The organism is Herbiconiux gentiana, assembly GCF_024978135.1.
In the GTDB taxonomy this organism is placed as follows: domain Bacteria; phylum Actinomycetota; class Actinomycetes; order Actinomycetales; family Microbacteriaceae; genus Herbiconiux; species Herbiconiux gentiana.
In genome coordinates this window covers 481,783-502,895 of sequence record NZ_JANTEZ010000003.1, presented here as the reverse complement: position 1 = coordinate 502,895, position 21,113 = coordinate 481,783, and the positions used below count along the sequence as shown (strand labels likewise).

General features: G+C 71.2%; 21 protein-coding genes. 17 read left to right on the top strand and 4 right to left on the bottom strand.

Features of this window, described 5'->3' with window-relative positions; translation table 11 throughout:
* Positions 1–47 precede the first annotated feature (47 nt).
* The 7 genes from NVV95_RS09495 (at position 48) to NVV95_RS09465 (ending at position 7,754) form a co-directional block, all read left to right on the top strand.
* Entirely contained in the window at positions 48–1,172 is a 1,125-nt protein-coding gene (locus tag NVV95_RS09495; protein ID WP_259486296.1) for an ROK family transcriptional regulator, read from the top strand.
* 43 nt (positions 1,173–1,215) lie between these two features.
* Entirely contained in the window at positions 1,216–2,493 is a 1,278-nt protein-coding gene (locus tag NVV95_RS09490) for an extracellular solute-binding protein (RefSeq protein ID WP_259486295.1), read from the top strand.
* A gap of 132 nt (positions 2,494–2,625) precedes the next feature.
* A complete protein-coding gene (locus NVV95_RS09485) occupies positions 2,626–3,597 on the top strand; it encodes a carbohydrate ABC transporter permease (protein WP_259486294.1) in 972 nt (323 codons plus the stop codon).
* 50 nt (positions 3,598–3,647) lie between these two features.
* Positions 3,648–4,445, top strand: coding sequence for a carbohydrate ABC transporter permease (locus NVV95_RS09480; protein WP_375163803.1), 798 nt, complete (start codon positions 3,648–3,650; stop codon positions 4,443–4,445).
* Entirely contained in the window at positions 4,442–6,004 is a 1,563-nt protein-coding gene (locus NVV95_RS09475; protein WP_259486292.1) for a glycoside hydrolase family 3 protein, read from the top strand. Before NVV95_RS09480 ends, NVV95_RS09475 begins: the two co-directional genes overlap by 4 nt.
* Entirely contained in the window at positions 6,001–6,978 is a 978-nt protein-coding gene (locus NVV95_RS09470; RefSeq protein ID WP_259486291.1) for an ROK family protein, read from the top strand. The genes NVV95_RS09475 and NVV95_RS09470 overlap by 4 nt, the downstream gene beginning before the upstream one ends.
* A complete protein-coding gene (locus NVV95_RS09465) occupies positions 6,966–7,754 on the top strand; it encodes a glucosamine-6-phosphate deaminase (protein ID WP_259486290.1) in 789 nt (262 codons plus the stop codon). Before NVV95_RS09470 ends, NVV95_RS09465 begins: the two co-directional genes overlap by 13 nt.
* Positions 7,755–7,821: 67 nt before the next feature.
* Here NVV95_RS09465 and NVV95_RS09460 read toward each other — a convergent pair whose 3' ends face one another.
* Genes NVV95_RS09460 through NVV95_RS09445 form a run of 4 tightly spaced genes read right to left on the bottom strand, consistent with a single transcriptional unit; the run spans position 7,822 to position 11,241 of the window.
* Entirely contained in the window at positions 7,822–8,823 is a 1,002-nt protein-coding gene (locus NVV95_RS09460; RefSeq protein WP_259486289.1) for a sugar kinase, read from the bottom strand.
* A complete protein-coding gene (locus NVV95_RS09455) occupies positions 8,820–9,455 on the bottom strand; it encodes a bifunctional 4-hydroxy-2-oxoglutarate aldolase/2-dehydro-3-deoxy-phosphogluconate aldolase (RefSeq protein WP_259486288.1) in 636 nt (211 codons plus the stop codon). Before NVV95_RS09455 ends, NVV95_RS09460 begins: the two co-directional genes overlap by 4 nt.
* On the bottom strand, positions 9,452–10,219 hold the full coding sequence (locus NVV95_RS09450) for an SDR family oxidoreductase (RefSeq protein WP_259486287.1): 768 nt from the start codon (positions 10,217–10,219) through the stop codon (positions 9,452–9,454). Before NVV95_RS09450 ends, NVV95_RS09455 begins: the two co-directional genes overlap by 4 nt.
* A complete protein-coding gene (locus tag NVV95_RS09445; protein WP_259486286.1) occupies positions 10,216–11,241 on the bottom strand; it encodes a zinc-dependent alcohol dehydrogenase in 1,026 nt (341 codons plus the stop codon). Before NVV95_RS09445 ends, NVV95_RS09450 begins: the two co-directional genes overlap by 4 nt.
* Before the next feature lie 137 nt (positions 11,242–11,378).
* Here NVV95_RS09445 and NVV95_RS09440 point away from each other — a divergent pair, with 137 nt between their 5' ends.
* From NVV95_RS09440 to NVV95_RS09395, 10 genes are all read left to right on the top strand, one after another.
* Positions 11,379–12,587, top strand: coding sequence for a CaiB/BaiF CoA transferase family protein (locus NVV95_RS09440; protein ID WP_259486285.1), 1,209 nt, complete (start codon positions 11,379–11,381; stop codon positions 12,585–12,587).
* Positions 12,584–13,732 (top strand): extracellular solute-binding protein, encoded by a 1,149-nt coding sequence (locus NVV95_RS09435; RefSeq protein WP_259486284.1) that lies wholly within the window; start codon positions 12,584–12,586, stop codon positions 13,730–13,732. The genes NVV95_RS09440 and NVV95_RS09435 overlap by 4 nt, the downstream gene beginning before the upstream one ends.
* The gene (locus NVV95_RS09430; RefSeq protein ID WP_259486283.1) at positions 13,729–14,178 is read left to right on the top strand and encodes a MaoC/PaaZ C-terminal domain-containing protein; all 450 of its coding nucleotides are present in this window, start codon (positions 13,729–13,731) and stop codon (positions 14,176–14,178) included. The genes NVV95_RS09435 and NVV95_RS09430 overlap by 4 nt, the downstream gene beginning before the upstream one ends.
* Positions 14,179–14,214: 36 nt before the next feature.
* Positions 14,215–15,225 (top strand): LacI family DNA-binding transcriptional regulator, encoded by a 1,011-nt coding sequence (locus NVV95_RS09425; RefSeq protein ID WP_259486282.1) that lies wholly within the window; start codon positions 14,215–14,217, stop codon positions 15,223–15,225.
* Between the two features lie 94 nt (positions 15,226–15,319).
* Entirely contained in the window at positions 15,320–16,204 is an 885-nt protein-coding gene (locus tag NVV95_RS09420) for an amidohydrolase family protein (RefSeq protein WP_259486281.1), read from the top strand.
* A 130-nt stretch (positions 16,205–16,334) separates the two neighbouring features.
* Complete coding sequence (locus NVV95_RS09415) at positions 16,335–17,654, top strand: ABC transporter substrate-binding protein (protein WP_259486280.1); 1,320 nt, start codon at positions 16,335–16,337, stop codon at positions 17,652–17,654.
* A gap of 59 nt (positions 17,655–17,713) precedes the next feature.
* Positions 17,714–18,745, top strand: a complete 1,032-nt coding sequence (locus NVV95_RS09410; RefSeq protein WP_259486279.1) for a carbohydrate ABC transporter permease — start codon at positions 17,714–17,716, stop codon at positions 18,743–18,745.
* Positions 18,742–19,677 (top strand): carbohydrate ABC transporter permease, encoded by a 936-nt coding sequence (locus tag NVV95_RS09405; protein ID WP_259486278.1) that lies wholly within the window; start codon positions 18,742–18,744, stop codon positions 19,675–19,677. The genes NVV95_RS09410 and NVV95_RS09405 overlap by 4 nt, the downstream gene beginning before the upstream one ends.
* On the top strand, positions 19,674–20,777 hold the full coding sequence (locus NVV95_RS09400) for a Gfo/Idh/MocA family protein (protein WP_259486277.1): 1,104 nt from the start codon (positions 19,674–19,676) through the stop codon (positions 20,775–20,777). Before NVV95_RS09405 ends, NVV95_RS09400 begins: the two co-directional genes overlap by 4 nt.
* Positions 20,774–21,097: an L-rhamnose mutarotase gene (locus NVV95_RS09395; RefSeq protein ID WP_259486276.1), complete on the top strand. Its 324-nt coding sequence runs from the start codon at positions 20,774–20,776 to the stop codon at positions 21,095–21,097. The genes NVV95_RS09400 and NVV95_RS09395 overlap by 4 nt, the downstream gene beginning before the upstream one ends.
* The last annotated feature ends 16 nt before the right edge of the window (positions 21,098–21,113 follow it).

Sequence of the window (21,113 nt, the reverse complement as noted above, 5' to 3'; positions counted from 1 at the left end):
CGACGAAAGTCTTGATCCGGATAAGTTCGTAAGCTTTACTAACAAACATGACGGCACTGCGGCCCTTGAGGCCCTCCTCCAAAGTGCTTCCGGTCGACGCCCGGGGTCACAACCGCTCCCTGGTGCTCCAGACGCTCTACCGCGAGGGCACGCGCAGCCGGGCCGACATCGCCCGCGAGACCGGGCTCACCCGCGTCACCGTCAGCGCCCTGGTCGCCGAGCTGATCGCCGACGGACTCGTCGTGGAGCTCGGCCAGCGCGAGGAGACCCGCCCGGGCAAGCCGGCGACGCTGCTCGACCTCGATCGTTCGGCCTTCGTGATCGTGGGGCTCGACCTGTCCGAGCACTCGGTCTTCACCGGGGCGCTGCTCGACCTCGACGGCGCGATCAGCGCCCGGGCCGAGGTCGCGCTCGAGGGCAGCACGGGCGACGAGGCCGTCGAGAAGGTCGAGGCCCTCGCGGCTCGGCTGATCGAGCAGGCGACGGCTCCGGTGCTCGGCATCGGCGTGGGCTCGCCCGGTGTCGTCGACCTCGGCGGAGTGGTGCTCAGCGCGCCGAACCTCGGCTGGAACGGGGTGCCGCTGCAGAGCATCCTGGCCGACCGCTTCGGTGTGCCGGTGCTCGTCGCCAACGACGCCAACGCCGCGGTGCTCGCCGAGCACAGCTTCGGTGGCGCCGACAGCGACGCGATGCTCATCACGATCGGCCACGGCGTGGGCGCGGGGCTGCTGCTCGGCGGCACTCCGCTGTTCGGCAGCCGATTCGCCGCGGGCGAGATCGGTCACGTCGTCGTCGGAACGGACGGGGGCGCGGTCTGCGCCTGCGGGAAGCGCGGCTGCCTCGAGACGTGGCTGAGCATCCCGAACCTGATCGACCGGTTGGAGGGGGAGCAGGGTGCCGCGCGAACGGCCGTGCTCCAGGAGGCGGGCCAGCGGCTCGGCATGTCCCTCGCGCCGGTGGTGGGAGCGCTCGACCTCAGCGAGGTCATCCTGAGCGGGCCCACCGAACTGCTCGACGGACCGCTGATGGCGGCCACCGTCGAGACCCTGCGCAGCCGCACGATGGCCGAGTTCCACGGCTCTCTCACGCTGCGCATGACGACGCTCGGGGCGGACATCGTCCTGCGCGGCGCCGCCGTGATGGTCCTCTCGGGCCAGCTCGGCGTGTCCTGAGAATCAGCAGCAGCACCCATCGCCCTAGGAAAGGCAGAACACCATGAGGAAGACGACACTCGCCGTCACCGCCCTCGGCGTCACGGCGGCGCTCGCGCTCGCCGGCTGCGCCGGAGGCTCGTCCGGAGACAGCGCGGGCGGCGACGGCACGGCCGACATCCGCGTCTGGCTGAACGGCACAGACACCCCGCAAGAGGCCCGCGACTACCTGGTCAGCACCTTCGAGAAAGACCACCCGGGCTCCACCCTCACGATCGAGGAGCAGGCCTGGACCGGTCTCGTCGACAAGCTGACGACGAACCTCTCCGGCTCCGACAGCCCCGACGTCGTGGAGGTCGGCAACACGCAGGCCGCCGCCTTCACCTCGGCCGGCGCGTTCCTCGACCTGTCGGACGTGCAGGAGGAGCTCGGTGGCGACGACCTGCTGCCCGGCTTCGTCGAGGCGGGCAGCCACGACGGAAAGCTCTTCGCCGCGCCGTACTACTCGGGCGCCCGCCTGGTGTTCTACAAGAAGGACCTGCTGGCGAACGCCGGGCTCACCGTGCCGACCACCCTCGACCAGTACGTGTCGAACGGGGTGGCGCTCGCCGCGGCGAACCCGGGTGTCTCGGGCATCTACTTCCCCGGCCAGGACTGGTACAACGCCCTGCCCTACATCTGGGAGAACGGCGGCGAGATCGCCACGCAGAACGGCGATGAATGGACCTCGACCTTCTCGAGCCCCGAGTCGATCGCCGGCCTGAAGCAGGTGCAGGAGGTCATGACGAAGGCCAGCGTCGCGCCGAAGGACGGAAACGAGACCGACCCGCAGGTGCCGTTCTGCGAGGGTGTCGTCGCGAACCTCTCCGCGCCGAGCTGGGTGAAGGGATCCATCCTCGCCCCGGCTGACGCGGACGCCCCCGGCTGCCCCGACCAGGAGGCCAACCTCGGCGTCTTCGCCCTGCCCGGCAAGGACGGCGGCGCCGCCCACGTCTTCGCGGGTGGCTCGAACATCGCCGTCTCGGCGAACTCGGCCCACCCCGAGCTCGCCACCGACGCGCTGGAGATCATGCTGAGCGACGACTACCAGACGATCCTCGGCGTGAACGGCCTTGTGCCGGCGAAGATCTCGCTGGCGTCGACCCTCGGCACCGACGAGGTCGCCGCTGCGATCGCCGAGGCCGCGGCCAACGCGAAGCTCACCCCGGCCTCGCCGAAGTGGGCCGACGTCGAGGCCTCGGGAGCACTGCAGGACTTCTTCGTCAGCATCGCCCAGGGCGGTGACGTCGAGGAGCTCGCGAAGGCGCTCGACACGAAGATCGACGGGATCCTGAACTCCTAGGAGCCGTAGGAGAACCCCAACCGGACGGTGGCCGGCGCGGTGCGCGAACACCGCGTCCGGCCGCCGTCGGCCCGATGCCCATCGCCCTAGGAAGGTGGGGGCACAACCGTAATCGTAGTGGGAGTACCGTCTATGACCTCGTCCGTGCTGCTCGTGCGCGAGCACGAATCCGGGGGTGTGCAGGAGCTGCCGCCCGACCCCGGCACGACCCGGCGCAAGCGCGCCCGGTTCACGCCGATCGTGCTGCTGGTGCCGGCGCTGATCATCCTCGCGGCCGTGATCGGCTGGCCCCTCGTGCAGCTGTTCGTGATGTCGTTCCAGGAGTTCGGCCGCGCCCAGGTGTTCGGTGCCGACGCCCCGTTCGTCGGACTCGACAACTATGCCCGGGTGCTCGGCGACCCGCAGTTCTGGGCCGTGCTCGGCCGCAGCGTGCTGTTCTGCGTCGCGAACGTGATCACGGCGATGGTGCTCGGCACCGCGGTGGCGCTTCTGATGAACCGGGTCAACCGCTTCTTCAAGACCCTCGTCTCGGTGGGGCTGCTGCTCGCGTGGGCGATGCCCGCCCTGACGGCGACGATCGTCTGGGGGTGGATGTTCGACACCCAGTACGGCGTCGTCAACTACCTGATGGAGGCCGTCAGCGGTCAGGACTTCACGAACTATTCCTGGCTGATCGACCCGTTCTCGTTCTTCGTGGTGGCCACGATCATCGTCACCTGGGGTGCGGTGCCCTTCGTCGCCTTCACGATCTTCGCCGGGCTCACCCAGGTGCCCGACGAGGTGCTCGAGGCCGCCCAGCTCGACGGCGCCGGGGCGTGGCAGCGCTTCCGCCTCATCGTCTTCCCGTATCTGCGCTCGATCTTCGTGGTCGTCATCATCCTGCAGGTGATCTGGGACCTCAGGGTGTTCACCCAGATCTTCGCCCTGCAGGGCATCGGCGGCATCAAGGAGCAGACCTCGACGCTCGGCGTGTACATCTACCAGACCTCCATCGGCGGCGGCGACTACGGCACGGGCGGTGCCATCGCGGTGATCATGGTCATCCTGATGGTGGCGATCTCGGTGTTCTACGTTCGCCGGAGCCTCAGGGAGGAGGAGCAGTGAGCGGCGTGCGCACGAAGCGCGGCACGAGCATCCTGCTCGGTGCGGCCTCGATGGTGGTCTTCGTCTTCTCGGTGTTTCCGGTCTACTGGATGGTCAACACCTCCCTGCAGCCGAACAACGAGATCCGCGGCAGCGTGCCGAACTTCGTTCCCCAGCACCTCACGACCGCGAACTACGAGACCGTCATCTTCGATCCGGGGCGCGCGCCCTTCCTGCCGGCCCTCGGCAACTCGCTGATGGTGACCGTGTCGACCGTGGTGATCGCGCTGGTCTTCGCGTTCCTCGCGTCGCTCGCCGTCACGCGGTACCGCTTCCGCAGCCGCAAGACGTTCATCTTCGCCATCCTGATCATCCAGATGATCCCGGCCGAGGCCATGATCGTCTCGACCTACCGGGTGCTCGACGGCTGGAACCTGCTCAACACCATCGCCGGGCTCACCCTGGTCTACGTCGCCACCGTGCTGCCGTTCACCATCTGGACCCTGCGCGGCTTCGTCAACGGCGTGCCCGTCGAGCTGGAGGAGTCGGCGATGATCGACGGATGCTCGCGCACCGGCGCCTTCTGGCGGATCACCTTCCCCCTGCTGGCCCCCGGCCTCGTCGCGACCGGCGTGTTCGGCTTCATCCAGGCGTGGAACGAGTTCCTGCTCGCGCTCGTCGTGAACTCCCGGCCCGAGATGATGACGCTGCCGGTGTGGCTGCGCACCTTCCAGCAGGTCACCGGCACCACGAATTGGGCGGCCATCATGGCGGGGTCGACGCTCATGGCCATCCCGGTGATCGTGTTCTTCCTGCTGGTGCAGGGGCGCATGACTTCGGGGCTCGTGAGCGGGGCGGTGAAGGGATGACCGGGGTGGACGTCTCGGGCGCCGCGACCGGTGGTGCCGGTGGTGGGCGCGATCGCGCGCGCATCCTGGGCACCCTGCTGCCCGGCTTCGAGGGCACGACGCTGCCCGACTGGGTCGAGCGGATGCTCGGCGAGGGCCTCGCGGGGGTGTGCCTGTTCGGCGAGAACATCGTCTCGCCGACGCAGCTCACGGCCTTGACGGCCGCGATCCGCGCGGCCAACCCCGCCGCTCTGATCGCGATCGACGAGGAGGGCGGCGACGTCACCCGGCTGTTCTACGACCGCGGCGCCCCCTGGCCGGGCAACGCCGTGCTCGGCCGGCTCGACGACGTCGATGCGACCCGTGCGGTGGGCGTGGCGGTGGGCCGGGCGCTCGCCGACGCCGGGGTGAACCTCGACTTCGCTCCCGACGCCGACGTGAACTCGAACCCGCTGAACCCCGTGATCGGGGTGCGCAGTTTCGGTGCCGACCCCGCGCTCGCGGCGCGTCACACCGTGGCCTGGACCGAGGGGCTGCAGGCCGCCGGGGTGGCGGCCTGCCTCAAGCACTTCCCGGGCCACGGCGACACGGCGCAGGACTCGCACCTGGCCCTGCCGACGTTGAACGCATCCGCGCCCGTTCTGCGGTCGCGTGAGCTCGTGCCGTTCGCCGCCGGGGTGACGGCGGGCGCGCGCACGGTGATGACGAGTCACATCGTGCTGACGCAGCTCGATCCGGGCACGCCGGCCACGTTCTCCCGGCCGATCCTGGAGGGTGTGCTGCGTGGGGAGCTCGGCTTCGGCGGGGTGATCGTGAGCGACGCCCTGGACATGGCGGGGGCGAGCGGGACGATCGGCATCCCCGCGGCGGCGGTGGCCGCGCTCGCGGCCGGGTGCGACCTGCTCTGCATCGGCACGAAGAACACGGGGCCGCAGCTCGACGGGATCGTCGACGCCGTGCAGGCGGCGATCGACGGTGGGCACCTGCCCGCCTCGCGGGTGGTCGAGGCCGCCGAGCGCAATCGCGCGCTGGCCGAGTGGGCGAGTGAGCCGCCGACCGATGTGGCCGCGGTCGACGCGGCACGGGACGGCGCGGCACAGGCAGACGCGGCACGGGCCGACGCAGTGACCGGGGTTCCGGATGCCCGTGCCGTCGCCTCGGCGTTCCGCTGGTCTCCCGACGCCGACGAGGCGCTGCACGGCTCCGGCTGGCAGTTCGTCCGGATCGACACCGCGGCGAACAGCGCGATCGGCGTCGTGCCGTGGGGGCCGTTCGCGGCGCTCCACGACCTCGGTGTGCACCTGGTCGGGCACGAGGTGCTCGAGGCCTCTTGGCGCGACGACATCGAGAACATTTCCCACGAGGCATACGTGCTCGTGATCGGCAAGGACAACGAGCGTCGGCCCGAGGTCGTCGCCCTGGTCGAGGAGCTTCGGGCCCGGCATCCGCAGGTCGTCGTGGTCGACATGGGCTGGCCCGGCGAGGATGCGCGCTACGCCGGCATCGCCACCTTCGGCGCCTCGGCGTTGGTCGGCGAGGCGTTCGCCCAGGTGCTCGCCGAGCGGGAGGTGCGCTCATGAGGCTGGGGCTCGACATCGGCGGCACCAAGACCGATGCCGTCGCGGTCGACGACCGGGGAACGGTGGTGGAGCGCGTGCGCCTGCCGACGGGCTTCGGGGCGGAGGCGGTGGTGTCGACGGCGCTCGCCGGGATCGCGCGCGTCGCCGAGCTGACCGGGCGGGCGCCGGAGGAGTTCGAATCGATCGGCATCGGCATCCCGGGGCAGGTCGACGTCACCGCGGGCACCGTCTCGCACGCCGTCAACCTGGGCTTCGACGAGCTGTCGCTGGGGCCGCTGCTCGGCGAACGGCTCGGCTGCCCGGTCAAGGTCGAGAACGACGTCAAGGCGGCGGCGCTGGGCGCATACCACCTGATGACCGCGCAGCCGCAGCTCACGGCCCGCTCGATGGCCTATCTCAACCTCGGCACCGGACTCGCGGCCGGGCTCGTGATCGACGGGCGGCTCTGGCGCGGCGCGCGCGGGGCGGCCGGGGAGATCGGACACATCCCCGTCGACCCGAACGGGGTGCTCTGCCCGTGCGGGCAGCGGGGCTGCCTCGAGACGGTGGCCTCCGGCAGCGCGATCGCCCGGCAGTGGACCTCGCCGGGGGCCGCCGACCCGATCCCCGCCCGCTCGCTGATGGCGGCCGCCGACGCCGGTGACCCGGAGGCCGTCGCCATCCGCTCGCTGCTCGTCGACAACGTCGCGGCTGCCGTGCGCGTCTTGGTGCTGACGGTCGACGTGGAGATCGTGATGATCGGCGGCGGGCTGTCGAACCTGGGGGAGTGGCTGCTCGACGAGGTGCGACGGGTTCTGGCATCCTGGGCCGAGGAGTCGCCGTTCCTGGCGTCGCTCGGGCTCGAGAGCCGGGTGCTGCTCGTGCCGGCCGGGTTCCCGGCGGCCGCCGTCGGGGCCGCCCTGGTCGGGGCGCCGAGCACCGCTCCGGCAGCCGCCGACGACACGGACGAGAGGATCCCCACGTGGCAGAAGTGATCGTCGTGGGCAGCCGGAGTGCTGCCGGAGCGCTCGTCGCCGAGGCGATCGAGCGGCTCGTGCAGCAGCGCCCCGACGCCGTGCTGGGCCTCGCGACCGGTGACACACCTCTCCCGGTCTACCGGGCGCTCGCCGAGAGGGTGCGCGCCGGGCTCGACCTGTCGCGGGTGCGGGGGTTCGCGCTCGACGAGTACGTCGGTCTGCCGGTCACCCATCCCGAGAGCTACCACGCGGTGATCGCCCGGCAGGTGACCGGGCCGCTCGGGCTCGAACCCGCCGCCGTGCACGTGCCGGACGGCCGTCCGCTCGGCATCGAGACCGCGGGCGAGCGCTACGAGGACGCGATCCTCGCGGCCGGCGGGGTCGACCTGCAGCTGCTCGGCATCGGCACCGACGGGCACATCGGCTTCAACGAGCCCGGCTCGTCGTTCGCCTCGCTGACACGCGTGAAGACGCTCACCCGGCAGACCCGCGAGGACAACGCGCGGTTCTTCGACGACGTCGAGCAGGTGCCGGTGCACAGCATCACGCAGGGGCTCGGCACGATCCTGCGCGCGCGCCGCCTGGTGCTGCTCGCCTTCGGGCGGGGCAAGGCGCGGGCGGTCGCCGCGGCGGTGGAGGGTCCGCTAACGGCGAGCGTGCCGGCCTCGGCGATTCAGCTGCACCCGCGCGCGACGGTGGTGGTCGACGAGGAGGCCGCCGCCGAGCTCGCCGAGCTCGAGTACTACCGCGACGCCTTCGCGCAGAAGCCGATCTGGGACCCGATCATCCTGTAGCGGGCGCGGGCCCGCGCGATCGCAAGCGCGTGGGCCCGGGCCGAAGTCGGCGCAGCGACTCAGCGGCTCAGCGCCGGACGGGGTCGACCGCGTCGAAGGCCGCCAGGTCGGCCGGGCGGGCGTAGCCCAACCAGTCGCTCGGATGCGTGCACGCGATGGCCCCGGCGATCGCCGCGACCCGCACCGCCTCGGCGAGCGGGGCGCCCTCGAGGCGCCGCGCCAGATACGCGGCGGTGAACGCGTCGCCGGCGCCGACCGTGTCGACGACCGGCACCGCGAAGGCGGCCTGGTGCACGACCTCGCCGCCCGCCGACGCGCTCGCGCCGTGCGGCCCCCGCTTCACGACCGCCTCGCGCGGACCGAGGTCGCGCAGCGCCGCGAGCAGTGCCGTCGGGTCGTCGAGCGCCGACGGCGAACCGGTGACCAGCCGGGCCTCGTCGTCCCCCGCGATGACGATATCGGCGAGGGCGGCGAGCGAGCGCAGCACCGGCGCCGGATCCTCGTCGCGCCAGAGCGACGCCCGCAGGTTCACGTCGAACGAGATCGTGCAGCCGGCGGCACGGGCGCGCTCGACGGCGGCGAAGGCCGTCTCGCGGGCCGACGCCGAGAGCGCCGGGATGATGCCGGTCAGGTGCAGCAGCGAGAACCGGGCGAAGTCGACGCGGTCGAGGTCGGCGGGCGAGAGCCGGCTCCCGGCGCTGCCGGCCCGGTAGTACGTCACGGCGGTGCGACCCGCGTGCGGGGTGTTCTTGATCATCAGCCCCGTGGGCGCCGCCGGGTCGGCGATCGCCACGACGTGCACGCCCTCGCCGCGCAGTTCGCCGGCGACCCGTCGCCCGAGGGCGTCGTCGCCGACCCGGCCGAGCCAGGTGGCGTCGACACCGAGGCGGGTCAGGCCGACGGCCACGTTGCCCTCGGCGCCGCCGGTCTCGATCCGCGCGGTCGCGAGGTGCTCCAGCCCCGCGACCCCGTCGCCCCGGATCAGCGCCATGCTCTCGCCGAGCGTCAGCACCGCCCCCGCCGCCGAAGCCCCCGGCGCCGCCGAACCGGCCACCGCGGCCCCGCTCATCGCGTCACCTCCGCGATCGAGACGACGGCCGCGCGCGCGAGCTCCGCGATGCGCCCGAAGTCGCCGGCGGCGATCGCGTCGCGGGGCACCATCCAGCTGCCGCTGATGGCGAAGACCGCCGGATGCCCGGCCCACGTCGCAGCCGTCGAGGCGTTCACCCCACCGCTCGGCAGGAACCGCACCCCGGGGAACGGTCCCACCAGCGCATCGAGGTAGTCCGTGCCGCCGAGCGCCCCCGCGGGGTAGAGCTTCACGTGGTCGATGCCCGCGCGGAGCGCCCGGGACAGCTCACTGGGCGTCGCGACCCCGGGCACCACGTCGAGGCCGCGCTCGAGGCCGAGCGCCACGACCTCCTCGTCGAAGCCGGGCGCCACCGCGAAGCGCGCCCCGGCGTCGGCCGCCGCGTGCAGCTGCGACGGGGTGATCACGGTGCCGACCCCCGCGACGAAACCGGGCACGGCCGAGACGGCCGCCAGGGCGTCGAGCGCCGCCGGGGTGCGCAGGGTGAACTCCGCGCAGCCGATGCCGCCGGCCAGCAGCGCCTCGGCCAGCCCCACGGCCTGGGCCGCGTCGTCGATCACGACGACCGGCACGATCGGCTGCCCCGCGAGCGACGCCGGCGCCCCGCTCATCGGCCCAGCCAGCCGCCGTCGACGGGCAGGGTGATGCCGTCGACGTAGTCCGAGGCGCGGGAGGCCAGGAAGACGGTGGCGCCCGCCAGGTCGGAGGCCTCGCCCCACCGTCCGGCCGGGATGCGGTCGAGGATCGACTGAGAGCGCGAGGGGTCGGCTCGCAGCGCCGAGGTGTTGTCGGTCGCGATGTAGCCGGGCGCGATGGCGTTCACGTTCACGCCCCGCGACGACCACTCGTTCGACAGGGCCTTGGTGAGCCCGGCGATGCCCGACTTCGCCGCCGTGTAGCCCGGCACGTTGATGCCGCCCTGGAAGCTGAGCAGGGACGCCGTGAAGATCACCTTGCCGCGGCCGCGGTCGAGCATCCGTCGCCCGACCGCCTGGGTCAGCCGGAACTGGCTCGACAGGTTGATCTCGATCACCCGGTACCACGACTCGAGCGGATGCTCGGCCGCCGGTGAGCGCTCGATGGTGCCGGCGTTGTTCACCAGCACGTCGATGTCGCGCTCGGCGAGGGTGGTCGCGAGGGCGTCGACCGCGGCGGGGTCGGCGAAGTCGCACGCCAGGCCCTCGAAGCGGCGCCCGGTCGCCTCGACGGCGGCGCCCACCTCGCTGCCCGACGCAGGAAGGGTCGTGCTCACGCCGATGACGTCGGACCCGGCCTCAGCCAGGGCGACCGCCATGGCGCGGCCGATGCCCCGGCTCGCGCCGGTGACCACCGAGGTCGTGCCCTCGAGCGAGAACAGATCAGCCGTGCCGCTCATGCCTTGCCCGCCACGTCGACGAGGATCTTCATGGCACGACCGCTCTCGAGCTCCTCGAGCGCCGCCTGGGTCTCGGAGAGTGGCACGCGGCTCGTGATGAGCACCTCGGCCGGCACGGTGCCGTCGGCCACCAGCTCGACCGCGCGCTCGAAGTCGGTGCGCTGGTACACGCGGGCGCCCTTGATGGTGAGCTCGCGCCAGAACACGCGCTGCAGGTCGATCTCGCGCGGTGTCGGGTGGATGGCGACCACGACGAGCGTGCCCCGCACCTTCGCCAGCGCGGTCGCGCCGAGCACCGCGGCGGCCGCGCCCGAGACCTCGAACACGACGTCGGCGCCGACGCCGCCCGTCCACTCCTCGACCCAGGCCGTCTGGTCGACGGCGCGGGGGTCGACGGTGGTGAAGCCGAGGGCGTCGACCTGCTCGCGGCGTGCGCCGTCGAGCTCGATCACCGCGACCTCGGCGCCGATCGAGCGGGCCACCGTGGCGATCAGCACGCCGATCGGGCCGCCGCCGATCACGACCGCCTTCTCGCCGGGCTTCAGCTCGGCGCGGCGCACGTCGTGCACGGCTACCGCGACGGGCTCGACGAGCGCGGCGTGGTCGAGCCGGATGCCCGCCGGCAGTGCCACGAGGGTCGACGCCGGCACGTTCCAGAGCGGCTGCAGCGCGCCGGGGGAGTCGATGCCGATGAAGTCGAGGTTCTGGCAGATGTGCTCGTTGCCCGCGAGGCAGGCGGGGCAGGTGCCGTCCCAGTCCAGCGGCATCACGGTGACGGGGTCGCCGACCGACCACCCGGTCACGCCGTCGCCGATCGCGGCGATCTCGCCGCTCATCTCGTGGCCGAACACGAGCGGGGTGCCCACCCGGGCATCCATCGAGCCGTGGAAGATGTGGAGGTCGGTGCCGCAGAGCCCGACGTGCGAGACCGCGATCTGCACGGAGCCGGGCGGCGGGGGCGGGGTGGTCTCCGCCTCGGCGATCTCGATGGTGCGGTTGCGCACGTAGCTGGCAGTCAGCACTGACTAGTCCTTCCGTCGTCGGAGGTCGTGCGCCGCGGGCCCTGAGGCCGCGCCTTGCGCATCGACACGTCGCGACAGTAGCATGAGCAAACGATTGAGCAAAGGGCTCGCCGCAACGATGCGGACAGGGAGACGACGTGACCACTGCACGAGGAGCACTGCCGCTGGACGGCATTCTCGTTCTCGATTTCAGCCAGTTCCTGGCCGGGCCCGTGGCGGCCATGCGGCTCGCCGACCTCGGTGCGCGGGTGATCAAGGTGGAGCGGCCGGGCAGCGGCGACATCGGCCGCACGCTCGCCTTCGCGGGCCGCACCGCCGACGGCGACACGGTCTCGTTCCACGCGATGAACCGCAACAAGGAGTCAATCGCGGCCGACCTGAAGAAGCCCGACGACCTCGAGTACGTCAAGACGCTCGTGGCGAAGGCCGACGTCATCATCCAGAACTTCCGGCCGGGCGTGATGGAGCGGATCGGGCTCGACTACGAGTCGGTGCGGGAGCTCAACCCCACGATCGTCTACGCCAGCGCCACGGGCTACGGCTCCGAGGGGCCCTGGGCCACGAGGCCCGGGCAGGACCTGCTCGCCCAGTCGGTCGCCGGCCTGCCCTGGCTGAGCGGCTCGGCCGCCGACGGACCGGTGCCGGTGGGGCTCTCGATCGCCGACCACCTGCTGAGCTGCCACATCGCCCAGGGGGTGACCGCGCTGCTCGTGCGGCGCTTCCGCACCGGGGAGGGCGGGCACGTCGAGTCGAGCCTGCTCGAGTCGATGCTCGACCTGCAGTTCGAGCTGCTCAGCGTGCGGCTGAACGACGACTCCATCGCGGTGAAGCGGCACGGCGAGCACTCGGCGCACGCCTTCCTCGCGGCGCCCTACGGCACCTACCCCACGCTCGACGGGTATATCGCGCTGGCGATGAACCCGATCCCGAAGCTCGGCGAGCTGCTGGAGCTGCCCGAGCTGGTGGGCATGGTCGATCCGCAGCAGGCGTGGGACGAGCAGGAGCGCATCGAGGCCCTGCTCGCCGAGCGCTTCGCCACGGGCAGCACGGATCAGTGGCTCGCCGTGCTCGACGCGGCCGACGTCTGGTGCGCGCCGGTGCTGACGCTCGACGAGCTGCTCGACAGCGAGGGGTTCGCGGCCATCCGCATGACGCAGGAGGTGGAGCGGCGGGGCACCACCCTGACGACCACCCGTAGCCCGCTGCGGGTCGACGGGAAGGTGCTCACGAGCCGCAAGGCCGCCCCGCTGCTCGGCGAGGACGACGACCGCGTGCGCGCCGAGTTCGGCGGCGCGGCGGCCGCTGCGGTCACGACCGCCGCCACCGTCGGCGAGGGCGCAGCATGACCGTCACCCTCCGCGGCATGACCTGGGAGCACGCCCGCGGTCACGGCAGCGTCGTCGCGGCCGCCCAGGCCTACCGCGCCGTCGCCCCCGACGTCGAGGTGATCTGGGAGTACCGCTCCTTGCAGGCCTTCGCCGACTACCCCCTCGAGAAGCTCGCCGATCGCTACGACCTCCTCGTCATCGACCACCCGCACATCCCGATCGCGGCCACCGAGGGGCTCTTCGCCCCGCTCGACGGAACCGGCCACGACGACGAGCTCGCGCTCCTCGCCCGCCAGTCCGTCGGCGCCTCGCACCGCTCCTACTCCTACGCCGGTCGCCAGTGGGGCCTCGCCAGCGACGCCGCCGCCCAGGTCTCGGCCTACCGCCCCGACCTGCTCGACGCCCCGCCGGCCGACTGGGACGCGGTGATCGCACTCGCCGAGGAGGGCCGCGTGCTCTGGCCCTACAAGCCGGTCGACGCCTTCTCGAGCCTGGTGACGGTGGCCTCCGGCCTGGGGGAGGAGCCGATGCGCACCCCCGGTGTGTTCCTCGGCGCCGAGACGCTGGGCGCCGCGATGACGCTGCTCCGGCGCCTCGCCGCACTCGTTCCGCGCGAGAATGCCGGCTGGAACCCGATCCAGACCGCCGACGCCCTCAGTGAAGGCGACCGCTGGGCCTACTCACCGCTGCTGTTCGGCTACACGAACTACAGCCGGGCGGGCTTCCGGATGCACCGGCTGAAGTACACCGACATCCCGCGCTCGCGGGACGGCGTTCGGGGTTCGCTGCTCGGGGGTGCCGGCATCGCCGTGTCGGCCTCGACCGAGCATCCGGACGAAGCCATCGCCCACGCGTTCTGGCTGGCTTCGGCCGCGGTGCAGGAGGGCGTGTACTACGACGGCGGCGGCCAGCCCGGCAACGCCGTGGCATGGGAGAGCGAACGCACCAACGCCGACAGCCTCGACTTCTTCCGCGAAACCCGCGCGACGCTCGAGGGCGCCTACCTGCGCCCGCAGCACCCGCACTACATCGAACTGCAGAACGAGGCCTCCGAGCACGTCACCGCGGCCCTGCTCGGCGAGTTCGACGAGGACGAGCTGCGCCGCCGCCTCGACGACGCCGTCGTGCGCCACCTCGGCACCGAGAAGGAGAGAACCCCGTGAGCACCGTCGACCGCTACTACGACGACATCGCCATCGGCGAGCGCCGCGAGACCACCGGCCGCACCATCACCGAGGCCGACATCGTGCTGCACGCCGGCCAGACCGGCGACTTCTTCCCGCACCACATGGACGCGGAGTGGATGGCCACCCAGCCGGCCGGACAGCGCATCGCCCACGGCACCCTCATCCTCTCGGTCGCGGTCGGCATGACGGCGGGCGACATCAACCCGCAGGCGATGAGCTACGGCTACGACCGCATCCGCTTCATCAAGCCCGTCTTCATCGGCGACACCGTCCGCGTCAGCGCCGAGATCGTCGAGAAGTCGCCGCACGCCAAGCGCCCGGAGGAGTTCGGCTACGTGCACGAGCTCGTCACCGTGACCAACCAGCGGCAGGAGACGGTGCTCGTGCTCACCCACCTCTACCTGGTGTCGGTGCGCGCCTGAGCATGACGCCGATCCGCCTGAATCTAGACTGAGCGCATGGCGACCCTCAGCGACGTGGCGACCATGGCCGGGGTGTCGGTGTCGGCCGTCTCGCGCGTGCTCACCGGCGCGGCGGACGCCCGGGTCAGCGACGCGACCCGCAAGCGCATCACCGACGCAGCCCGCGAACTCGACTACCGGCCGAACTACGCCGCCCGGGCGCTGAAGTTCTCGCGCACCAACGTGGTCGCGCTCGTGGTGCCCGACCTCACCAACGCGATCGTGAGCGAACTGATGCGCGGCGTCGAGGACGAGGGCTACGAGCGCAAGTACATGGTGCTGCTCGCCCGGGCCGAGAGCGAGCTCGAGGAGTACGCGCTGCCGCGCCTGATCGGCGAGGGCCGCATCGACGGCGCCCTCGTGCAGGCCGCCGACGCGATGGAGCCGGCCGAGCTGAGCGAGCAGATCGACAGCCGCCTGCCCGTCGTCTACGTCAACTCCAACCACCCGGCCGACGGCGGCTACGTCGACCTCGAGGACGAGCTCGGCACCCGCATCGCAACCCGCCACCTGATCGGCCTCGGCCACAAGCGCATCGGCCTCGTGGGCGGGCTGCCCTCCTCGGTCACCGGCCGCCGCCGCGAGCGGGGCTTCCGCGACGAGATGGCGAGCGCGCGCCTGCCCGTCGACGAGCGCCTGGTCACGTCCCTCGGTTACGAGCTCGTCGTGGGCCGGGCCGCGGCGGGCCGGCTGCTCGACGCGGATGCCCGGCCGACCGCCATCGTGGTCGCCAACATCAACGCCGCCTTCGGTGTGCTGCTCGAACTGCGCAGTCGCGGGGTGAGCGTGCCGCACGACGTCTCGGTGGTGGCGATGCACGACGCGTGGACGGCGGACAACACCTGGCCTCCGCTGACCACGGTGAAGATGCCGCGCTACGAGCTCGGGCGGCGGGCGATGGCGGCGCTGTACGACCGCATCCACGGCGGCACGGTGCCGCGGCTCGTGGTCTCCGACCCGGCGCCGCAGCTGATCATCCGCGAGTCGACCGTCGCGCCGCGACCCTGACGACGGAACGGCGCTGCTCTCGACGCGACGGCGCCGGTGATGAACAATCGTTTGTGCATCCGCACGGCGGAGACCTGAGTTCGAGGAGGAACCCATGCCCTTTCCCATCATCGACAGCCACCAGCACGTCTGGGACCCGGCTCGCGCCGAGTACAGCTGGCTCGGCCCGCAGCACGCGCCGATCGACGGGGCGATGACGTTCGACGAGCTGCAGCCCGAGCTCGAGGCGGCCGGAGTCGCCTTCACGGTGCAGGTGCAGTCGGCTGACAACAGCGCCGACACGGAGCTGATGCGGGAGTCGGCGGCCGCGCATCCCGAGGTCGCCGGCATCGTCGGCTGGGTGCCGCTCGACCGCCCCGATGAGGCTGCCGCGACGCTCGCGGGATGGCGGGGTGACAGCGTGATGGTGGGGGTGCGCAACCTCATCCACGACCGCGCCGACGCCGACTGGCTGCTGCGCCCCGAGGTCGACGAGGGGCTCGGGCTACTCGAGGAGGCGGGGCTGCCGTTCGACGTGGTGGCCGTGCTGCCGCGCCACCTGGAGCTGGTCCCGATCATCGCCGAGCGGCATCCGCGGCTGCGGATGGTGATCGACCACCTCTCCAAGCCGCCGATCGGGCTGGACTCCTGGGAGCCGTGGTCGACGCTGATCGCCGAAGCCGCCGCCGTGCCCACCGTGTACGGCAAGGTCAGCGGTCTCTACTCCGCCACGGCCGACCCGGGATCCTGGACCACCGACTCGGTGCGGCCGGCCCTCGAACGGGCCCTGGAGGTGTTCGGCGCCGACCGGCTGATGTACGGCGGCGACTGGCCGATCTCGGTGCTGGCGGGCGGCTACACCCGCGTCTGGCAGGGCCTCGCGCCGCTGTTCGCCGAGCTCTCCGACGCCGATCGGGAGCAGCTGCTCGGCCGCACAGCGGCCACGTTCTACGCCCTCGACCCCGCTCGTCTGGGCCTCGCGGGCCCCGCCGCGAATTGATTTGAGCAAACGTTTGACTAGCGGGCCTTCATCGGGATAACGTGACACCGGCACCAAGCGGGGAATCCCGTTCGCCAGGCAAACCGCAGTGTCCGGCCCTTGCCCGCACTGCTCTCAACAGGGAGTGTCAATGAAGACAACAAGATTCCTCACAGCAGGTGTCGCCCTTGCCGCAACCGCCCTTCTGATGGCGGGTTGCGCGAGTGGTGGTTCCACCACGTCCGGAGGCGCGCAGACCGACTCCGGCGGCAAGATCACGGTCTGGGTCGACCCGCCCCGGGTGCCCGCGGCCGAGGCCTTCAAGGAGGCCTACCCCGACATCGACATCGACATCGTGCAGATCGACGGCACCGTCGGCGGTCAGACGGTGCGGCAGTCGTTCGCGAACTTCGACTCGGCCGGGAAGGGCTGGCCCGACGCCATCTTCTTCCCGTCGAACGACGACATCGCCTGGGCGACGAACTCGACCAGCAACTACGCCGCCGACCTCACCGAGCTGATGTCCGACACCATCGAGGGTTACGACCCCGCGGTCATCTCGTTCTGCGACATCGACGGCAAGATCCGCTGCCTCCGCAACGACGCCGCGCCCGACGTGTTCTGGTACAACAAGGCGTTCTTCGACGAGAAGGGCTACACCGTTCCCACCACCTGGGAGGAGTACGGCGACCTGGCCGTGAAGATCGCCCAGGAGAACCCGGGCAAGATCTCGGGCTTCCTCGGCGACGCCTACGCGATCAACCGCTATCTGCAGGCCGCGGGATGCCCGACCAACGACCGCGTGTCGGAGTCGGAGGCCCACATCGACCTGTCCGCCGACGGCTGCGTCAAGGCGACGAAGCTGCTCGACACGATGCAGGCCGGCGGAGCGCTCTCGACCCAGGGCATCTTCGACGGCGACGCCGCCGAGGCCGGCGCCAACCTGGTGATGAGCCCCGGTGCGGTGTGGTGGGGCAACTACCTCTTCCGCGACACCTGGAAGATCCCGGCCGGTCAGATGACGGCCGCCGCACCCCTGAAGTGGGAGGGCGACTCGAAGGCCTCGACCGGCAACGAGGGCGGCGGACTCTGGGGCGTCTCCTCGCACATCACGGGCAAGCAGCTCGAGAACACGCTCACCTTCGCCAAGTTCGTGGCCACCGACCCGCGCTGGCAGGTCGACCTGAGCACGGGCCTGCCCGGCTACGGCCCGGTGCAGGAGGACTGGCTCGCCAAGATCGCCGACGACAAGTACTTCGCCGACATCCCCACCACGCAGGCCGCCTTCAAGTCGGCGCTCGGTGACGTGCAGCCGTACTCGTACATGCTCTACGACACCGGTTCGGTCTGGACCCAGACGGTGCCGTCGACGTTGATCGGCGGAGGCTCCGCCACCGACGCGATCAAGGCGTTCGGCGACGAGCTCGTCAACCAGGCCAAGTCCGTCGGCTACACGATCGTGACCGAGTAGCCGAACACCGAGCGGGCGGGCGCCGGCCTCGGTCGGCGCCCGCCACAGGGGAACACACTGTGACCAATCACGTACTGGAGGACCGGGCGTCGGCGACGACGACCGCGACGTCCTCCGACACCAAGGGCGGGGGCCCAGCCGCCCGCCGCCGCCGCTCGTGGCTCCGCCGCGACGAGACCCTCGGGGCCTGGGTGCTGCTGGCGCCCTACACGATCCTCTTCCTCGTGGCCGCCGCCATCCCGATCGGCTACGCCTTCGCGATCAGCCTGCAGAAGGCGCCGACGCTGGTGAACCCGAACTCCGGGTTCGGCGGGCTCGACTCCTTCGCCACCGTCGTCGGCGACTATCGCTTCTGGTCGACGTTCATCAACATCTTCACGCTGATGGCGATCTGGCTGCCGATCATGATCGTCGGCATCGTGGCCCTCGCGCTCCTCATCCACGCGAGCCCGGGCCGCTTCGGCGGCGCGATGCGCTTCGTGTACTACATCCCGGGCGCCCTGGGCGGCATCGCCAACTTCGTGCTCTGGGTCTACCTGATCGACCCGGTGAACTCGCCCATCGCCTTCCTCTGGCAGGGCATGGGGGCGAGCACCTACAAGGAGGTGATCACCCCGGGCAACATGCCCTTCATCCTCACCGCGATGCTCTTCTTCCAGGGCATCGGAACCTGGATCGTCGTGGTCAACGGCGGCCTGAACGGCATCTCCGACGAGGTGCTCGAGGCGGCCCGCATCGACGGGGCGAACGCCTGGCAGCTCGCCTGGCACGTCAAGCTCCCGCTGATCCGGCCCTGGGTCGGCTACGCCGCGCTGATGAACCTGGCCTACGGCTTCCAGCTCTTCCTCGAGCCCTATCTGCTCCGGCAGATCTCCTCGGGTTCGGTGGTCGCCGAGTGGGCGCCCACCCAGCTCGGTTACGCATTCGCGTTCACCAACCGCAACTTCCCGGCCGCGGCCGCGCTGTCGATCATCCTGCTGCTGATCACGCTCGGCATCGGCATGATCATCGTCACCCGCAGCGGACTGTTCGGCGACGAGGCCCGCACCCGCCCGACCCGCGCCCAGCGCAAGGAGAGGAGGACCGCATGACCCGCGTCAGTGACGTCCCCCGCGTCGTCGGCTCCCACCGGTGGAACGCCGGCCGCATCGCGCGCATCGTCGTGATGGTGGTGATCGCGGCAGGGTTCATCCTGCCGATCGTCGGCTTCATCGCCCTGGCCTTCGGCAGCCAGGAGAACATCGAATCCGGTGCCAGCGGCTTCCTCAACCTCGGCGGCATGTCGTGGGAGAACGTGGTCTACAGCTGGAACCAGATCACCGGTTTCGGCCCCGGCGACGGCGGCCTGTTCCAGCAGTGGATGATCAACTCGGCCATCGTCTCGGTCGGTGGCGCGGCCCTCGCGCTGGTCGCCGGCATCCCCGCCGGCTACGCCTTCGCCCGGTTGCGCTTCCGCTTCCGCAAGGCCTTCCTGATGGCCACCCTGCTCGCGATGGTGATGCCCAACACGGTGCTCGTCATCCCGATCTTCCTCGAGGTGAACGCCGTGAACGCGGTGGGTCAGCTCTGGCCGGTCGCGGTGATCATGGGCTTCTACCCCTTCGGCGTCTACCTCGCGTACATCCACTTCATGACCACGATGCCGCACGAGCTGGTCGAGGCGGCCCGCATCGACGGGCTGAGCGAGCTGCGCACCTTCTTCGAGATCGCCCTGCCCATCTCGAAGCAGGCCATCGCACTGGTGGCGTTCTTCAGCTTCGTGGCGAACTGGACGAACTTCTTCCTGCCGCTCGCCCTGCTGACCTCCAGCCAGCAGAACAAGACCATCTCGATCGGCATCCAGGAGCTCATCGGCGCCAGCCCGCTCTTCAACGCCACCGTGGCCGCCGGCCTCGACGTGAAGCTCTACCTGCCCCAGCTCGCCCTGGCCACCGTCATCTCGATGGTGCCGCTCCTGGCGATGTTCATCGGGGCCCAGCGCTTCCTCGTGCGGGGCCAGACCATCGGGGCGGTGAAGGGATGAGCCCCGACGACCTCCCCGAACGCCACCCGGCCGCGGCCTACACGCCGGCGCCGCCCGAGCGGCCGAGGCCCATCGTCGTCATCGGCGCGGGCGGCATCGTCAAGGACGCCCACCTCCCGGCCTACCGCAAGGCGGGCTACCCGGTCTGGGGCATCGTCAACCGCACCGTCGAGAGAGCGGATGCCCTCGCCGCCGAGTTCGGCATCGAACACGTCTTCGGCACCGTCGAGGCGGCCGTCGCCGCGGCCCCCGCCGACGCCGTCTACGACATCGCGCTGATGCCGGAGCAGTACGAGGCGGCCCTCGAGGCGCTGCCCGACGGGGCACCCGTGCTCATCCAGAAGCCGCTCGGCCACAGCCTCGAGCAGGGGGAGGCGCTCGCCGCCCTGTGCCGGCGCAAGGGTCTCGTGGCCGCGGTGAACACCCAGCTGCGCTTCGCGCCCTATGTCGCCGAGGCCCGGCGGCTGATCGCCGCGGGTGCCATCGGCGAGGTGCACGACCTGGAGGTGCGCGTCTCGGTCGACACCCCGTGGCACCTCTTCCCGCACGTGTTCGGCATGGAGCGGCTCGAGCTGACGATGCACAGCGTGCACTACCTCGACCTCGTGCGCTCCTTCTTCGGCGACCCCGGCGGCGTCAGCGCGGTGACGAGGCGCCACCCCGAGAAGACCGACATCGCCACGACGCGCTCCACGATCATCCTGCGCTATCGGGGACGTGACCTGCGGGCCGTCGTGAGCACGAACCACGACCACGACTACGGGCCGGCGCACGAGGAGAGCTTCATCAAGTGGGAGGGCACGAAGGGCGCGATCCGCGCCCAGCTCGGCCTGCTGCTCGACTACCCGCGGGGCCGGGAGGACTCGCTGGAGCTCGCCGTGGCGGGGGAGAAGGGCTGGACGCCCCTGCCGTTCGAGGGCTCGTGGTTCCCCGACGCCTTCATCGGCTCGATGGGCGCCCTGCAGCGCTACGTGGAGGGCTCGGTCGACACCCTGCCCACCTCGGTCGAGGACGTGCTGCACACGATGGCGGTCGTCGAGGCCGCCTACGAGTCCGACGAGCGCGAGGGCGTTCCCCTACGCGTGGCGGTGACCTCGTGAAGCGGGTCGCGTCGGTGATCGGGCTGCCGCCCGAGAACCGCGAGGAGTACGAGGCGTACCACGCGGCCGTCTGGCCCGAGGTGCTCGCCCGTCTCGCCGCGAGCCACGTGCACAACTACTCGATCTTCCGCTTCGGCGCGCTGCTGTTCTCGTACTTCGAGTACACCGGCGACGATTACGAGGCCGACATGGCCGCGATCGCCGCCGACGAGGCCACCCAGCGCTGGTGGGCGGTGCAGGAGCCGCTGCAGCGCCCGCTCGAGAGCCGCGCCCCGGGGGAGTGGTGGCAGGAACTGCCCGAGGTCTTCCACACCGACTGAGCGTCCCCGCTCCTCG

What these genes read in the sequence shown, in the direction of transcription:
- NVV95_RS09460 (WP_259486289.1), bottom strand. Translation starts at nt 8,823, where the DNA reads ATGAGCGGGGCCGCGGTGGCCGGTTCGGCGGCGCCGGGGGCTTCGGCG.
- NVV95_RS09450 (WP_259486287.1), bottom strand. Translation starts at nt 10,219, where the DNA reads ATGAGCGGCACGGCTGATCTGTTCTCGCTCGAGGGCACGACCTCGGTG.
- NVV95_RS09415 (WP_259486280.1), top strand. Translation starts at nt 16,335, where the DNA reads ATGAAGACAACAAGATTCCTCACAGCAGGTGTCGCCCTTGCCGCAACC.
- NVV95_RS09470 (WP_259486291.1), top strand. Translation starts at nt 6,001, where the DNA reads ATGAGGCTGGGGCTCGACATCGGCGGCACCAAGACCGATGCCGTCGCG.
- NVV95_RS09400 (WP_259486277.1), top strand. Translation starts at nt 19,674, where the DNA reads ATGAGCCCCGACGACCTCCCCGAACGCCACCCGGCCGCGGCCTACACG.
- NVV95_RS09420 (WP_259486281.1), top strand. Translation starts at nt 15,320, where the DNA reads ATGCCCTTTCCCATCATCGACAGCCACCAGCACGTCTGGGACCCGGCT.
- NVV95_RS09425 (WP_259486282.1), top strand. Translation starts at nt 14,215, where the DNA reads ATGGCGACCCTCAGCGACGTGGCGACCATGGCCGGGGTGTCGGTGTCG.
- NVV95_RS09405 (WP_259486278.1), top strand. Translation starts at nt 18,742, where the DNA reads ATGACCCGCGTCAGTGACGTCCCCCGCGTCGTCGGCTCCCACCGGTGG.
- NVV95_RS09490 (WP_259486295.1), top strand. Translation starts at nt 1,216, where the DNA reads ATGAGGAAGACGACACTCGCCGTCACCGCCCTCGGCGTCACGGCGGCG.
- NVV95_RS09495 (WP_259486296.1), top strand. Translation starts at nt 48, where the DNA reads ATGACGGCACTGCGGCCCTTGAGGCCCTCCTCCAAAGTGCTTCCGGTC.
- NVV95_RS09480 (WP_375163803.1), top strand. Translation starts at nt 3,648, where the DNA reads ATGGTGGTCTTCGTCTTCTCGGTGTTTCCGGTCTACTGGATGGTCAAC.
- NVV95_RS09475 (WP_259486292.1), top strand. Translation starts at nt 4,442, where the DNA reads ATGACCGGGGTGGACGTCTCGGGCGCCGCGACCGGTGGTGCCGGTGGT.
- NVV95_RS09485 (WP_259486294.1), top strand. Translation starts at nt 2,626, where the DNA reads ATGACCTCGTCCGTGCTGCTCGTGCGCGAGCACGAATCCGGGGGTGTG.
- NVV95_RS09435 (WP_259486284.1), top strand. Translation starts at nt 12,584, where the DNA reads ATGACCGTCACCCTCCGCGGCATGACCTGGGAGCACGCCCGCGGTCAC.
- NVV95_RS09455 (WP_259486288.1), bottom strand. Translation starts at nt 9,455, where the DNA reads ATGAGCGGGGCGCCGGCGTCGCTCGCGGGGCAGCCGATCGTGCCGGTC.